The sequence below is a fragment of the Micromonospora chokoriensis genome, assembly GCF_000718555.1.
In the GTDB taxonomy this organism is placed as follows: domain Bacteria; phylum Actinomycetota; class Actinomycetes; order Mycobacteriales; family Micromonosporaceae; genus Micromonospora; species Micromonospora chokoriensis_B.
Genome location: NZ_JOAN01000013.1, coordinates 82,268 through 96,407 on the forward strand (window position 1 = coordinate 82,268; position 14,140 = coordinate 96,407).

22 protein-coding genes are annotated in these 14,140 nt (G+C 67.7%); all 22 read left to right on the top strand.

The window, feature by feature from the left end:
- Positions 1 to 59: 59 nt before the first annotated feature.
- On the top strand, positions 60 to 428 hold the full coding sequence (locus IF46_RS0118350) for a hypothetical protein (RefSeq protein ID WP_030489581.1): 369 nt from the start codon (positions 60 to 62) through the stop codon (positions 426 to 428).
- Between the two features lie 623 nt (positions 429 to 1,051).
- Positions 1,052 to 1,423, top strand: coding sequence for a hypothetical protein (locus IF46_RS0118355; protein WP_084597954.1), 372 nt, complete (start codon positions 1,052 to 1,054; stop codon positions 1,421 to 1,423).
- Positions 1,424 to 1,920: 497 nt separating this feature from the next.
- Positions 1,921 to 2,295, top strand: coding sequence for a 30S ribosomal protein S12 (gene rpsL / locus IF46_RS0118360; RefSeq protein ID WP_007465318.1), 375 nt, complete (start codon positions 1,921 to 1,923; stop codon positions 2,293 to 2,295).
- Between the two features lies 1 nt (position 2,296).
- Positions 2,297 to 2,767 carry a 30S ribosomal protein S7 gene (rpsG, locus tag IF46_RS0118365; protein ID WP_030489583.1) on the top strand — a complete coding sequence of 157 codons (471 nt, stop codon included), beginning with the start codon at positions 2,297 to 2,299 and terminating at the stop codon, positions 2,765 to 2,767.
- Between the two features lie 74 nt (positions 2,768 to 2,841).
- The gene (fusA, locus tag IF46_RS0118370; protein WP_030489584.1) at positions 2,842 to 4,938 is read left to right on the top strand and encodes an elongation factor G; all 2,097 of its coding nucleotides are present in this window, start codon (positions 2,842 to 2,844) and stop codon (positions 4,936 to 4,938) included.
- 212 nt (positions 4,939 to 5,150) lie between these two features.
- Positions 5,151 to 6,344: an elongation factor Tu gene (gene tuf / locus IF46_RS0118375; RefSeq protein ID WP_030489585.1), complete on the top strand. Its 1,194-nt coding sequence runs from the start codon at positions 5,151 to 5,153 to the stop codon at positions 6,342 to 6,344.
- A gap of 350 nt (positions 6,345 to 6,694) precedes the next feature.
- A complete protein-coding gene (gene rpsJ / locus IF46_RS0118380) occupies positions 6,695 to 7,003 on the top strand; it encodes a 30S ribosomal protein S10 (protein ID WP_007073037.1) in 309 nt (102 codons plus the stop codon).
- Between the two features lie 11 nt (positions 7,004 to 7,014).
- A complete protein-coding gene (rplC, locus tag IF46_RS0118385) occupies positions 7,015 to 7,680 on the top strand; it encodes a 50S ribosomal protein L3 (protein WP_030489586.1) in 666 nt (221 codons plus the stop codon).
- Entirely contained in the window at positions 7,677 to 8,327 is a 651-nt protein-coding gene (gene rplD / locus IF46_RS0118390) for a 50S ribosomal protein L4 (RefSeq protein ID WP_030489587.1), read from the top strand. The genes rplC and rplD overlap by 4 nt, the downstream gene beginning before the upstream one ends.
- Positions 8,324 to 8,626: a 50S ribosomal protein L23 gene (gene rplW / locus IF46_RS0118395; protein ID WP_007465304.1), complete on the top strand. Its 303-nt coding sequence runs from the start codon at positions 8,324 to 8,326 to the stop codon at positions 8,624 to 8,626. The genes rplD and rplW overlap by 4 nt, the downstream gene beginning before the upstream one ends.
- 12 nt (positions 8,627 to 8,638) lie before the next feature.
- The gene (rplB, locus tag IF46_RS0118400) at positions 8,639 to 9,478 is read left to right on the top strand and encodes a 50S ribosomal protein L2 (protein ID WP_030489588.1); all 840 of its coding nucleotides are present in this window, start codon (positions 8,639 to 8,641) and stop codon (positions 9,476 to 9,478) included.
- 12 nt (positions 9,479 to 9,490) lie between these two features.
- Positions 9,491 to 9,772, top strand: coding sequence for a 30S ribosomal protein S19 (gene rpsS / locus IF46_RS0118405; RefSeq protein ID WP_007465299.1), 282 nt, complete (start codon positions 9,491 to 9,493; stop codon positions 9,770 to 9,772).
- 41 nt (positions 9,773 to 9,813) lie between these two features.
- Positions 9,814 to 10,272: a 50S ribosomal protein L22 gene (gene rplV / locus IF46_RS0118410; protein WP_007465297.1), complete on the top strand. Its 459-nt coding sequence runs from the start codon at positions 9,814 to 9,816 to the stop codon at positions 10,270 to 10,272.
- On the top strand, positions 10,272 to 11,141 hold the full coding sequence (rpsC, locus tag IF46_RS0118415; RefSeq protein WP_030489589.1) for a 30S ribosomal protein S3: 870 nt from the start codon (positions 10,272 to 10,274) through the stop codon (positions 11,139 to 11,141). Before rplV ends, rpsC begins: the two co-directional genes overlap by 1 nt.
- A gap of 3 nt (positions 11,142 to 11,144) precedes the next feature.
- Positions 11,145 to 11,570, top strand: a complete 426-nt coding sequence (rplP, locus tag IF46_RS0118420; protein WP_007465292.1) for a 50S ribosomal protein L16 — start codon at positions 11,145 to 11,147, stop codon at positions 11,568 to 11,570.
- Positions 11,570 to 11,806 (top strand): 50S ribosomal protein L29, encoded by a 237-nt coding sequence (gene rpmC / locus IF46_RS0118425; RefSeq protein ID WP_007465283.1) that lies wholly within the window; start codon positions 11,570 to 11,572, stop codon positions 11,804 to 11,806. The genes rplP and rpmC overlap by 1 nt, the downstream gene beginning before the upstream one ends.
- Complete coding sequence (gene rpsQ, locus IF46_RS0118430) at positions 11,803 to 12,081, top strand: 30S ribosomal protein S17 (protein WP_030489590.1); 279 nt, start codon at positions 11,803 to 11,805, stop codon at positions 12,079 to 12,081. The genes rpmC and rpsQ overlap by 4 nt, the downstream gene beginning before the upstream one ends.
- A gap of 93 nt (positions 12,082 to 12,174) precedes the next feature.
- Entirely contained in the window at positions 12,175 to 12,543 is a 369-nt protein-coding gene (gene rplN / locus IF46_RS0118435) for a 50S ribosomal protein L14 (protein WP_023358185.1), read from the top strand.
- Positions 12,540 to 12,860 carry a 50S ribosomal protein L24 gene (rplX, locus tag IF46_RS0118440; RefSeq protein ID WP_030489591.1) on the top strand — a complete coding sequence of 107 codons (321 nt, stop codon included), beginning with the start codon at positions 12,540 to 12,542 and terminating at the stop codon, positions 12,858 to 12,860. Before rplN ends, rplX begins: the two co-directional genes overlap by 4 nt.
- Complete coding sequence (rplE, locus tag IF46_RS0118445) at positions 12,860 to 13,426, top strand: 50S ribosomal protein L5 (RefSeq protein WP_030489592.1); 567 nt, start codon at positions 12,860 to 12,862, stop codon at positions 13,424 to 13,426. The genes rplX and rplE overlap by 1 nt, the downstream gene beginning before the upstream one ends.
- A gap of 1 nt (position 13,427) precedes the next feature.
- On the top strand, positions 13,428 to 13,613 hold the full coding sequence (locus tag IF46_RS0118450) for a type Z 30S ribosomal protein S14 (protein ID WP_007465272.1): 186 nt from the start codon (positions 13,428 to 13,430) through the stop codon (positions 13,611 to 13,613).
- A gap of 116 nt (positions 13,614 to 13,729) precedes the next feature.
- Positions 13,730 to 14,137, top strand: a complete 408-nt coding sequence (rpsH, locus tag IF46_RS0118455) for a 30S ribosomal protein S8 (RefSeq protein ID WP_007465270.1) — start codon at positions 13,730 to 13,732, stop codon at positions 14,135 to 14,137.
- The last annotated feature ends 3 nt before the right edge of the window (positions 14,138 to 14,140 follow it).

The following is a 14,140-nucleotide window of genomic DNA, read 5'->3' on the forward strand; positions in this document are numbered from 1 at the left end:
CGGGGGCCTCGTCGTGTCCGTGCCCACCCAGCCTGGGTTGAGTTCGGCATGATGGGGGGATGACGACCGCACCCGGGCAGGTGTCCGTCGCGCAGCAGGATCTGCGCCACCCACTCGACCCCGACCCGGCCCGCGCCACCAAGGCTCGGGCGGTCTTCGCGCTGGGCCTGCTCGGCATGCTGACCGGCTTGTTCATCGGTGGCGTGGTGCCGGCGACGGTGGCACTGCAACTGGCCCGGCAGGCGCGCCGTGAGGCGTACGCCTCGGGGGGTTTCCTGACCGGCGGCGTCTGGCTGCGACGGGGGGAGCGGATGGCCTGGATCGGCCTGGTGCTGGTCGCGGTCAGTGTGGTGGCCGCGGTGGTCATCGGAGTGGTCCGGTTGGCCGGTGCGCCGTTCGGCCACGACTACCCGGCGAACATGGACTGAGCCGCCCGTGGCCGCGCCCGGCGTGGGCGGCGGCACTCTCGGCGGTAGCCTGGCCGGTGTCCGCTCCGCCGCGTGGTGGTGGCGGCTTTCGACTGGAGGACCTCGTGACCGAACCGGCGCGGCCCCCTGCGGACGAACCGGCCGGCCATCCGGACCCGCCGGCTCCGTCTGAGCCGAGCGGCTGGGCGCGGCCGGGCCCGAGCGATGAGCCACACCCACCAGCGTCCACACCGGGTGCGGGTGTGCCGCCACCTCCGGCGCCGAATCCCGGTTGGGGCCCGACCGGCTGGGGCCCGACCACGGCGCCCGGCTCCGCTTCGCCGTACCCGGTCTCCGGGGCACCGACCTCGACGCCGCAGGGCTGGGGTCCGCCTGGGCCTGGGGCGGGTGCCCCGCCTGGGTGGGGTCCGCCTACGTCTGGGCCGGGTGTGCCGCCTGGGTGGGGTCCGCCTACGTCTGGGCCGGGTGTGCCGCCTGGGTGGGGTCCGCCGCCGTCTGGGGCGGGTGCTCCGCCCGGGTGGGGGCCGCCGCCGGGGTACGGCCCCGGCGGGGGTGGCGTGCCGGGGCGTTCGGTGCCGCCGCCCAGCGACGACCAACGTCGGCCGCCGAAGCGGGTGGAGATGGTGCCGGGTACCCCGTTCGGCGTCGTGCACCTGGACGTGGCGCCGGTCACCTCCGGGCTGGCCATCGGGGCGCTGGTGGCGGGGATCGCATCGGTCCTGGTCTCGCTGCTGGTGATCTGCTTCGGGGTGGCCTTCGTGAACGAGGGCGGGGCCTGGGCGTCTGGCGCGTTCGCCGCGCTGGGTGTGCTGGCCGGCGGGGCGGCGGTCGTCATCGGGCTGCTCGGTCGGCGGCAGATCCGCCGACCGGCCGTGCCCTCCGCGGTCCAGTTCACCGGCCGTGGGCTGGCGGTGGCCGGGATCAGCTGCGGCGCGGCGGGGGCGCTGCTCAGTCTCCTGGGCCTGGGTCTGGCGCTGCTGCTCGCCCTGACGTGAGGGTGATCACCGATCGATCGGGTGCTTCCTCGGGACGGCCTCCCGGTGCCCCCGGGGGCGATGGGTGGTTCAGCGGGGAAGCCGGTACACTTGTGCTCGTAGGTGCCCATCGCGGGCGACGGGGCAGGACGAGATCCGGCCGGCGGGTGTGAGACAGTCGCCGGGCCATTCCGTTTTGACCTGGGCGGTTGTGGTAGGTAGTCTTTCCCCTTGTGCCCGGGCATGCCCGGGCAACTCGTGCGTGCGCTGATTCCGGCTTCCGGGCGGCGGCACGACAAGCCAAAGATCCGGGGCGGGGCAACCCGCGCGCCGGTGACAAACCCGGTACGCACGCGAAAGCGTCGCAACGGGGCCGTGACGAGGGCGACACGCCCGACCGCGGGTGCCGGGGTCTCCGCAAGGCGACCCTGGTCGGAATGTAGGAGAGCCGGTCATCAGGCCGGTTAACGAGCAGACGGCGCGGTCGCGGATGCGGCCGAAGGGAGCGGAGAAACCCGGTGCCCACGATCCAGCAGCTGGTCCGAAAGGGCCGCCAGGCGAAGACGACCAAGACCAAGACCCCGGCGCTGAAGGGTTCCCCTCAGCGGCGCGGCGTGTGCACTCGCGTGTACACCACCACCCCGAAGAAGCCGAACTCGGCGCTGCGCAAGGTCGCTCGCGTGAAGCTCAGCAGCCAGATCGAGGTGACCGCCTACATCCCCGGCGTCGGTCACAACCTGCAGGAGCACTCGATCGTGCTCGTCCGCGGCGGCCGGGTGAAGGACCTCCCCGGCGTGCGTTACAAGATCGTTCGCGGCTCGCTGGACACCCAGGGTGTTCGCAACCGCAAGCAGGCGCGCAGCCGTTACGGCGCGAAGAAGGAGAAGAGCTGACATGCCGCGTAAGGGACCCGCTCCGCGGCGGCCACTGGTCGCTGACCCGGTGTACAACTCGCCGCTGGTCACCCAGCTGGTGAACAAGATCCTGCTGCGCGGCAAGCGTCAGCTCGCCGAGACGATCGTGTACGCGGCCCTCGAGGGCTGCCGCGAGAAGTCCGGCACCGACCCGGTCGTCACCCTCAAGCGGGCGATGGACAACGTCAAGCCGACCCTCGAGGTGCGCAGCCGTCGTGTCGGTGGCGCCACCTACCAGGTTCCGGTGGAGGTCCGCCCGACCCGGGCGACCACCCTGGGCCTGCGCTGGCTGGTCACCTACTCCCGCGCCCGGCGTGAGAAGACCATGGTCGAGCGGCTGATGAACGAGCTGCTGGACGCGAGCAACGGCCTCGGTGCCGCCGTCAAGCGGCGCGAGGACACGCACAAGATGGCCGAGTCGAACAAGGCCTTCGCGCACTACCGCTGGTAACACCCTGGTTCCGGCGCCTTCGGGCGCCGGAACCGCCACCAGTTGAGTCGAGACGACGATAAGTAGGGATTGAAGTGGCCGCCGCAGACGCGCTCGCCAAGGTACGCAACATCGGCATCATGGCGCACATCGATGCCGGTAAGACCACGACCACCGAGCGAATCCTGTTCTACACCGGCATCACGTACAAGATCGGTGAGGTCCACGAGGGCGCTGCCGTCATGGACTGGATGGAGCAGGAGCAGGAGCGTGGTATCACCATCACCTCCGCTGCTACCAAGTGTGAGTGGAAAGACCACACGATCCAGATCATCGACACGCCTGGCCACGTCGACTTCACGGTCGAGGTCGAGCGGTCGCTGCGGGTCCTGGATGGTGCGGTCGCGGTTTACGACGGTGTCGCCGGCGTGGAGCCGCAGACGGAGAACGTCTGGCGGCAGGCCGACAAGTACAACGTCCCGCGTATGTGCTTCGTCAACAAGCTCGACCGGACCGGCGCCGACTTCTTCCGCTGCGTGCAGATGATGATCGACCGGCTGAACGCCACCCCGCTGGTGCTCCAGATCCCGATCGGGCTCGAGGGCGACCACATCGGTGTCGTCGACCTGATCGGCATGCGCGCGCTCACCTGGCGTGGGGAGACCCAGAAGGGTGAGGACTACGCGGTTGAGGAGATCCCGGCCGAGCTGGCCGACTCCGCAGCCGAGTGGCGCGAGAAGCTGATGGAGACCCTGGCCGACGTCGATGACGCGGTGATGGAGAAGTACCTGGAAGGCGAGGAGATCTCCGTCGAGGAGATCAAGGCCGCCATCCGGCGTGCCACCATCGCCGGCAAGGCCAACCCGGTGCTCTGCGGCTCGGCGTTCAAGAACAAGGGCGTTCAGCCCATGCTCGACGCCGTGGTCGACTTCCTGCCGTCGCCGCTGGACGTTCCGGCGATCGAGGGTACGGCTACCGACGGCGAGACCCCGCTGCTGCGTAAGCCGTCCAACTCGGAGCCCTTCTCCGGCCTGGCCTTCAAGATCCAGACTGACAAGCACCTGGGCAAGCTCACCTACGTGCGGGTCTACTCCGGCACGCTCGATTCCGGTTCCCAGGTGGTCAACTCCACCAAGGACCGCAAGGAGCGGATCGGCAAGATCTACCAGATGCACGCCAACAAGCGGGAAGAGCGTCCGTCGGCGCAGGCCGGTGACATCATCGCCGTGCAGGGTCTCAAGCAGACCACCACCGGCGACACTCTCTCCGACCCGGCGAACCCGGTCATCCTGGAGTCGATGACGTTCCCGGAGCCGGTCATCTCGGTGGCGATCGAGCCGAAGACCAAGTCCGACCAGGAGAAGCTGGGCACCGCCATCCAGCGTCTGGCCGAGGAGGACCCGACCTTCCGCGTCCAGCTGGACGAGGAGACCGGTCAGACGGTCATCTCCGGCATGGGTGAGCTGCACCTGGACATCCTGGTCGACCGGATGCGCCGCGAGTTCAACGTCGAGGCGAACGTCGGCAAGCCGCAGGTGGCGTACCGCGAGACCATCCGCCGCAAGGTGGACAAGGTCGAGTACACCCACAAGAAGCAGACCGGTGGTTCCGGCCAGTACGCCCGCGTGATCGTGAGCGTCGAGCCGCTTCCGCTGGACAACGACTCGCCGACCTACGAGTTCGCCAACGCCGTCAGCGGCGGCCGCATCCCCCGGGAGTTCATCCCCTCGGTGGACGCTGGTGCGCAGGACGCGCTGCAGTACGGCATCCTCGCGGGCTTCCCGCTGGTCGGCGTGAAGCTGACCCTGCTGGACGGCCAGTACCACGAGGTCGACTCGTCGGAAATGGCGTTCAAGATCGCCGGCTCGATGGTGATGAAGGACGCGGCCCGCAAGGCCGATCCGGCACTGCTCGAGCCGATGATGGCCGTTGAAGTCACCACTCCTGAGGAGAACATGGGTGACGTCATCGGTGACCTCAACTCCCGCCGCGGCATCATCCAGGCGATGGAGGAGCGCAGCGGCGCCCGCATCGTCCGGGCCCTGGTGCCGTTGTCGGAGATGTTCGGCTACGTCGGCGACCTGCGGTCGAAGACCCAGGGCCGGGCTAGCTACAGCATGCAGTTCGACTCCTACGCCGAGGTTCCGCAGAGCGTCGCGAAGGAGATCATCGCCAAGGCAACGGGCGAATAAAGCCCTGAGCTGGTGATTCGTGGTTGGTCGCGGGAGGTTTCACCCGCCCGCGGCCACCACGATCGGATCGCGTGAGACCGGGCCTGTAGGCTTCATCGCCGCAGAACCCACAAAGGCTCTCCGGCCGTCAGGCCGGAAAGGCTGTCGACAGAGTCCTAAGCGCCGACCGGCGCGCCGGGCGTACGAACCAAGAAGTCCACAGGAGGACACCAGTGGCGAAGGCTAAGTTCGAGCGGACTAAGCCGCACGTCAACATCGGCACCATTGGTCACATCGACCACGGTAAGACGACGCTGACGGCGGCCATCACCAAGGTCCTGCACGACCAGTACCCGGACCTGAACCCTTACACGCCGTTCGACGAGATCGACAAGGCGCCGGAGGAGAAGGCCCGCGGCATCACGATCTCCATCGCGCACGTCGAGTACCAGACCGAGTCGCGGCACTACGCGCACGTCGACTGCCCCGGTCACGCCGACTACATCAAGAACATGATCACCGGTGCCGCGCAGATGGACGGCGCGATCCTGGTGGTTGCGGCGACCGACGGCCCGATGCCGCAGACCCGCGAGCACGTGCTGCTGGCCCGTCAGGTCGGTGTGCCGTACATCGTCGTGGCGCTCAACAAGAGCGACATGGTCGATGACGAGGAGCTCCTGGAGCTCGTCGAGCTCGAGGTCCGTGAGCTGCTCTCCTCGCAGGAGTACCCGGGTGACGACCTGCCGGTCGTTCGGGTTTCGGCGCTGAAGGCCCTCGAGGGTGACCCCGAGTGGACCGGCAAGCTGCTGGACCTGATGACCGCTGTCGACACCTCGATCCCGCAGCCGGAGCGCGAGGTTGACAAGCCGTTCCTGATGCCGGTTGAGGACGTCTTCACGATCACCGGTCGTGGCACCGTCGTCACCGGTCGTGTGGAGCGCGGCGTTCTCCTGCCGAACGAGGATGTTGAGCTCGTCGGTATCAAGGAGAAGAGCTTCAAGACCAAGGTCACCGCGATCGAGATGTTCCGGAAGACCCTGGACGACGCCCGCGCAGGTGAGAACGTCGGCCTGCTGCTGCGTGGTACCAAGCGCGACGAGGTCGAGCGCGGCATGGTCGTCGTGAAGCCGGGCTCGAACACCCCGCACACGGAGTTCGAGGCGACGGTCTACATCCTCTCCAAGGAGGAGGGCGGCCGCCACACCCCGTTCTTCCAGAACTACCGCCCGCAGTTCTACTTCCGGACCACGGACGTCACCGGTGTCGTCACCCTCCCCGAGGGCACCGAGATGGTCATGCCGGGCGACAACACCTCCATGTCGGTGAAGCTGATCCAGCCCATCGCCATGGAGGAGAACCTCAAGTTCGCGATCCGCGAGGGTGGCCGCACCGTCGGCGCCGGGTTCGTCACCAAGATTAACAAGTGAGCTAGGTAACCCCGATTAGGCCCGCCGCCAGTCGTGCGGCATACTAGTCAGGTTGCGTAACGACAGTTCGTCGCCTGTGTTCGGCTTTCGCTGAACCTCCGGGTGGCGAGGCAGTCGAGCGTAGGGTGGTTGGCGACCCAGTCGCCAACCACCCTCGCACGGCGTTCAGGTCGCGGTAATGCGATCGGCGCCTTGACCCACCGCGCGGTCAGCACCACTCCGGAACCAAGGGGCGGAGCTCGGCCCGAGGGCGCGACACGCCCGACCGCGGGGGTCGGCGAAGTGGGCCTGTACCAGCCGGTACAGGCGCCCGCAACACAGCGGCATCGAGAGAAGGAACAGAAGCCACCATGGCGGGACAGAAGATCCGCATCCGGCTCAAGGCCTATGACCACGAGGTCGTCGACTCCTCGGCTCGGAAGATCGTCGAGACGGTGACGCGCACCGGGGCGCAGGTCGCGGGCCCGGTGCCGCTGCCCACGGAGATCAACCGTTTCTGCGTTATCCGCTCGCCGCACAAGTACAAGGACTCGCGCGAGCACTTCGAGATGCGCACGCACAAGCGGCTGATCGACATCATCGACCCGACCCCGAAGACGGTCGACTCGCTCATGCGCCTCGACCTGCCGGCTGGCGTCGACATCGAGATCAAGCTGTAGGGACCGGACAAATGGACAGGCAAGTCAAGGGGATCCTGGGCGCCAAGCTCGGCATGACCCAGGTCTGGGACAACAACAAGGTTGTTCCCGTGACCGTGGTCGAGGCCGGCCCGTGCGTCATCAGCCAGGTTCGTAGCGCCGAGAAGGACGGTTACTCCGCGGTCCAGCTCGCATACGGCACCATCGACCCGCGCAAGGTCAAGAAGCCGGTCAGCGGGCACTTCGCCAAGGCGGACGTGGCGCCGCGCCGGCACATCGTCGAGCTGCGCACCACGGACGCTGGGGAATACTCGCTCGGCCAGGAAGTCACGGTCGAGGAGTTCCCGGTCGGCGTCACCATCGACGTCACCGGCAAGACCAAGGGCAAGGGCTACGCCGGCCCGATGAAGCGGCACGGCTTCCACGGTCTGCGCGCCAGCCACGGTGTCGAGCGCAAGCACCGCTCGCCCGGCTCCATCGGCGCCTGCGCCACTCCGGGTCGTGTCTTCAAGGGCACCCGGATGGCCGGCCGCATGGGTGGCGTGCGCTACACCGTGCAGAACCTCACCGTCCAGGCGGTCGACACCGAGAACAACCTGCTGCTCGTCCGGGGTGCCATTCCTGGTCCCAAGGGCGCGCTCGTTCTGGTCCGTACCGCGGCCAAGAGCAAGGTGAAGAAGGGCGGTGCGGCCAAGTGACCACCGTTGACGTGCGCACCGTCGAAGGCACCACCAGCGGCTCCGTGGAGCTGCCGGAGGACATCTTCGACGTGCAGGCCAACGTCGCGCTGATGCACCAGGTCGTGGTGGCCCAGCTCGCGGCGGCCCGACAGGGCACGCACAAGGCCAAGACCCGCGGCGAGGTCGCCGGTGGCGGCAAGAAGCCGTACAAGCAGAAGGGCACCGGTCGCGCCCGGCAGGGCTCGATCCGCGCGCCGCAGTTCGCCGGCGGTGGCGTCGTGCACGGTCCCGTGCCGCGCGACTACAGCCAGCGGACCCCGAAGAAGATGAAGGCCGCCGCTCTGCGGGGTGCCCTCTCCGACCGGGCTCGCGCCGGGCAGGTGCACGTCGTCGAGGCGTTCGTCTCGGGCGAGAAGCCGTCGACCAAGGCGGCTCTGGCCACGCTGACCAAGCTCACCGAGGCCCGTCGGGTCCTGGTCGTGCTGAGCAGCACCGACGAGCTGAACTGGGTGTCGCTGCGCAATGAGCCGCGCGTGCACCTGATCGAGTCCGGCCAGCTGAACACGTACGACGTGCTGGTGGCCGACGACGTGGTCTTCACCAAGGACGCCCTGGACGAGTTCCTGGGCGTGCCCGCCGAGACCACCGAGGAGGGTGGCAAGTGAGCACGATCGCCGACCCGCGCGACATCATCGTGGCGCCGGTCGTCTCGGAGAAGAGCTACAGCGAGCTGAACCGGAACTGGTACACCTTCCTGGTGCACCCGGACGCGAACAAGACCGAGATCAAGATCGCTATCCAGCAGATCTTCAACGTCCGCGTCCTGACGGTCAACACGCTCAACCGCCAGGGTAAGCGCAAGCGCACCAAGACCGGTTTCGGTCAGCGCAAGGCGACCAAGCGGGCGATCGTGAAGCTGGCTGACGGTGACCGTATCGAGGCCTTCGGCGGCCCGGTCAGCTGAGGGGTGTAGACAATGGCTATCCGTAAGTACAAGCCGACGACGCCGGGCCGACGTGGCTCCAGCGTCGCTGACTTCGCCGAGATCACCCGGTCCACGCCGGAAAAGTCGCTGCTGGCTCCGCTGCCGAAGAAGGGCGGGCGTAACGCCCACGGCCGGATCACCACGCGGCACCACGGTGGCGGTCACAAGCGCCAGTACCGTCTGATCGACTTCAAGCGGGTCGACAAGGACGGCGTGCCGGCGAAGGTCGCTCACATCGAGTACGACCCGAACCGCACGGCGCGCATCGCGCTGCTGCACTACGCCGACGGCGAGAAGCGGTACATCCTCGCGCCGAAGGACATGAAGCAGGGCGACCGTGTCGAGTCCGGCCCGGGCGCCGACATCAAGCCGGGTAACAACCTGCCGCTGCGCAACATCCCGGTCGGTACCACGATCCACAACGTGGAGCTGCGTCCGGGTGGCGGGGCCAAGCTGGCTCGTTCCGCTGGCGTCGGCATCCAGCTGCTCGGCCGCGAGGGCGCGTACGCGACCCTGCGTATGCCGTCCGGTGAGATCCGGCGCGTGGACGTGCGCTGCCGCGCCAGCATCGGCGAGATCGGCAACGCCGACCAGTCGAACATCAACTGGGGTAAGGCTGGCCGTATGCGGTGGAAGGGCAAGCGCCCGACCGTCCGTGGTGTCGCCATGAACCCGGTCGACCACCCGCACGGTGGTGGTGAGGGTAAGACCTCCGGTGGTCGCCACCCGGTCAACCCGCAGGGTAAGCCCGAGGGCCGCACCCGCCGTAAGGGCCAGCCGAGTGACCGGCTGATCGTCCGCCGCCGCTACGCCACGCGTAAGCGCGGCTGAGGGAGATAAGACATGCCTCGCAGCCTGAAGAAGGGCCCGTTCGTAGACGACCACCTGCTCAAGAAGGTGGAAGTTCAGAACGACAAGGGCTCCAAGAACGTGATCAAGACCTGGTCGCGGCGCTCGACGATCATCCCCGAGATGCTGGGGCACACGATCGCCGTGCATGACGGACGCAAGCACGTCCCGGTGTTCGTGACCGAGGCGATGGTCGGGCACAAGCTCGGCGAGTTCGCGCTGACCCGCACGTTCAAGGGTCACGAGAAGGACGACCGGAAGAGCCGTCGGCGCTGACGCCGCGGGCATACGGATAGAGGGAACAAGGGGTTACAGCGATGCCAGGAAAGGGCGACGCTCCGGTGCTTCCGGGCGCGCGGGCGGTTGCGCGGCACGTGCGCATCTCGCCGATGAAGGCGCGCCGGGTGGTCAACCTCGTCCGCGGCCTGCCCGCGAAGGAGGCGCTCACGGTGCTGCAGTTCGCGCCGCAGGCTGCGAGCGAGCAGGTGTACAAGGTGCTCGCTAGCGCGATCGCCAACGCGGAGAACAACGAGCGGCTGGACCCCGACGCGCTGCTCGTCAGCGAGGCCTTCGTGGATGAAGGCCCGACGATGAAGCGGTTCCAGCCGCGGGCGCAGGGTCGGGCGTACCGAATCCGCAAGCGCACCTGCCACATCACCGTGGCGGTCGAAGCGGTCGCGCCGGCAGCGCCGAGGAAGGCCGCGGCGAAGAAGGCCGCCCCGGCCACGGAGGCCGCACCGGCCGAAGCGCAGAGCAAGACGGAGGACGCCGAGTAATGGGTCAGAAGGTTCACCCCACTGGGTTCCGGCTCGGCATCTCGACCGACTGGAAGTCCCGCTGGTTCGCGGACAAGCTCTACAAGGACTACATCGGCGAGGATGTCAAGATCCGCCGCATGATGTCCAAGGGCCTCGAGCGTGCCGGGATTTCCAAGGTCGACATCGAGCGCACCCGCGACCGGGTCCGGGTCGACATCCACACCGCCCGGCCGGGCATTGTCATCGGCCGTAAGGGTGCGGAGGCCGACCGGATCCGCGGAGAGCTCGAGAAGCTCACCGGCAAGCAGGTCCAGCTGAACATCATCGAGGTGAAGAACCCCGAGTCGGACGCTCAGCTGGTCGCGCAGGGCGTGGCCGAGCAGCTGTCCAGCCGGGTCAGCTTCCGTCGGGCGATGCGCAAGGCCATGCAGTCGGCGATGAAGAACCCGGTCTGCAAGGGCATCCGGGTTCAGGTCTCGGGTCGCCTCGGCGGCGCCGAGATGAGCCGGACCGAGTTCTACCGTGAGGGCCGGGTTCCGCTGCACACGCTGCGGGCCAACATCGAGTACGGCTTCTTCGAGGCCCGTACGACGTTCGGTCGGATCGGTGTGAAGGTCTGGATCTACAAGGGCGACGCCGTCATGGGCCGGGAGACTCCGGCCGAGGCTGGTCCGTCCCGCCCGCGTCGTGGTGAGCGCGGCGACCGTCCCGAGCGTCCGCGCCGTGGCCGGTCGGGTTCGTCCGGCACCACGGCTGGTGGCACCGAGGCCGGTCGGGCTGCTGCGACCACCATCGCGCAGCAGGCCGAGACGCCGAGCGGCGAGCCGGTCGACAGCGCAGCTGTCGCCGCCACTGCTGCTCCGGCAGAAACGCAGCAGGAGGGCTGACAGATGCTGATGCCGCGCAAGCCCCCGAAGGGCTTCCGCAAGCCGCACCACCCGGACCGCAGTGGCGCGTCCAAGGGTGGTAACCGGGTGGTGTTCGGCGAGTTCGGGATCCAGGCTCTCGAGCCGGCGTACGTGACGAACCGGCAGATCGAGTCGGCACGTATCGCGATGACTCGCCACATCAAGCGTGGTGGCAAGGTCTGGATCACGATCTTCCCGGACCAGGCCCTCACCAAGAAGCCTGCCGAGACCCGGATGGGTTCCGGTAAGGGTTCGCCCGAGTGGTGGGTCGCCAACGTCAAGCCGGGGCGGGTTCTCTTCGAGATGTCCTTCCCCAACGAGCAGATTGCGCGAGAGGCTATGCGTCGCGCGATCCACAAGCTCCCGATGAAGTGCCGCATTGTTACGCGCGAAGTGGGTGAATCCTGATGGCAGCGGGCGTTAAGGCGACCGAGCTGCGTGAGCTCTCCGAGGAGGAGCTGGTCACGAAGCTGCGGGAGGCCAAGGCGGAGCTGTTCAACCTCCGCGTGCAGGCCGCAACCGGGCAGCTCGACAACAACCGGCGGTTGCAGGTCATCCGTCGGGAGATCGCCCGGATCTACACGATCATGCGTGAGCGCGAGCTGGGGCTCTCGGCCGCGCCGACTGAGGTGACTGCATCATGACCGAAGAGACCGCTACCGCCGCCGCGCGGTCGCGCCGCAAGGTCCGTGAGGGCCTGGTGATCAGCGACAAGATGGACAAGACCGTCGTTGTCGAGGTCGAGGACCGGGTTCGGCACGCGTTGTACGGCAAGATCATGCGCCGTACGGCCAAGCTGAAGGTGCACGACGAGCAGAACGCCGCTGGCACCGGTGACCGGGTTCTCATCATGGAGACCCGGCCGCTGAGCGCCACCAAGCGTTGGCGGATCGTGGAGATCCTGGAAAAGGCCAAGTAGCGAAGGCTCGAGCCCGGCGTTGCGTCGGGCGTAGGTTCCGCCAGGCTCCGGCCGCTACGGCGGCCGGAGAACCGGCAGACATAGGAGATAGACGTGATTCAGCAGGAGTCGCGACTGCGCGTCGCCGACAACACGGGTGCTCGGGAGATCCTGTGCATCCGGGTTCTCGGTGGCTCGGGTCGGCGCTACGCGAGCATCGGCGACGTCATCGTGGCCACGGTCAAGGACGCGATCCCGGGTGCCGGTGTGAAGAAGGGCGACGTCGTCAAGGCGGTCATCGTTCGCACGGCCAAGGAGAGGCGCCGGCCGGACGGCTCGTACATCCGTTTCGACGAGAACGCCGCCGTCATCATCAAGGACGGCGGGGACCCGCGTGGAACCCGTATCTTCGGCCCGGTGGGCCGGGAGCTGCGGGACAAGCGGTTCATGAAGATTATTTCCCTCGCGCCGGAGGTGTTGTGACCGTGAAGGTCAAGAAGGGCGACACGGTCGTCATCATCGCCGGCAAGGACAAGGGTGCCAAGGGCAAGGTCATTGCGGCCTATCCGCGGCAGGACAAGGTCCTGGTCGAGGGCGTGAACCGGGTTAAGAAGCACACCCGAATCAGCACCACCCAGCGTGGCGCCAAGACCGGCGGCATCGTCACTCAGGAGGCCCCGATCCACGTCTCGAACGTGCAGGTCCTGGACTCCGACGGCAAGCCGACCCGCGTCGGTTACCGGTTCGACGACAACGGCCAGAAGGTCCGCATCGCGCGTAGCACCGGTAAGGACCTCTGATGACCACGGCTACCGAAAAGACCCTGCCGCGCCTCAAGGAGCGGTACCGCAACGAGATCGTGGCGCAGCTGCGTGAGCAGAACAGCTACGGCAACCCCATGCAGGTGCCGCGGCTGGTCAAGATCGTCGTCAACATGGGTGTCGGCGAGGCTGCTCGCGACGCCAAGCTGATCGACGGTGCGGTCCGCGACCTCGCCACGATCACCGGCCAGAAGCCGCAGGTGCGGCGGGCGACCAAGTCCATCGCGCAGTTCAAGCTCCGCGAGGGCATGCCGATCGGCGCGAAGGTCACCCTTCGTGGCGACCGGATGTGGGAGTTCCTGGACCGGCTGCTCTCCATCGCGCTGCCGCGTATCCGCGACTTCCGCGGTCTGGACGGGCGCAAGCTGGACGGGCACGGCAACTACACGTTCGGTCTGACCGAGCAGTCTGTGTTCCACGAGATCGATCAGGACAAGATCGATCGCCAGCGGGGCATGGACATCACGGTGGTCACGACCGCCACGACCGACGACGAGGGCCGGGCGCTGCTCAAGCTCCTGGGCTTCCCGTTCAAGGAGAACTGAGATGGCCAAGAAGGCGCTGATCATCAAGGCGGCCGCGAAGCCGAAGTTCTCGGTTCGCGCGTACACCCGCTGCCAGCGGTGCGGGCGTCCGAAGGCGGTCTACCGCAAGTTCGGGCTCTGCCGGGTCTGCATCCGGGAGATGGCTCACCGCGGTGAGCTGCCGGGCGTGTCCAAGGCTTCCTGGTAAGGGCGACCGCGTCCCGGCCGTCGGCCGGGAACTCCTGCACCGATTAGGTATTGCTCTTCGCCGTAGGCCCGGGGCTGATGCCCCGGGAACCCCGGCGAGAAAGGCTGACGAAATCCATGACGATGACCGACCCGATCGCAGACATGCTCACGCGTCTGCGTAACGCCAACCAGGCGTACCACGATCAGGTGAAGATGCCCTACTCCAAGATCAAGGCGAACATCGCCGAGGTCTTGAAGGCCGAGGGTTACATCGCCACCTGGTCGGTCGAGGAGCCCGAGGAGGGCGCCGTCGGCAAGCGACTGGTCGTCGAGCTGAAGTACGGCCAGAACCGCGAGCGGAGCCTGGCCGGCATCAAGCGCGTGTCCAAGCCCGGTCTCCGGGTGTACGCCAAGTCGGACGGGCTCCCCCGGGTGCTCGGTGGGCTGGGCGTGGCGATCATTTCGACGTCCCAGGGGCTGCTGACCGACCGGCAGGCCCGCAAGCGGAGTGTTGGCGGGGAAGTCCTCGCCTTCGTCTGGTAACGG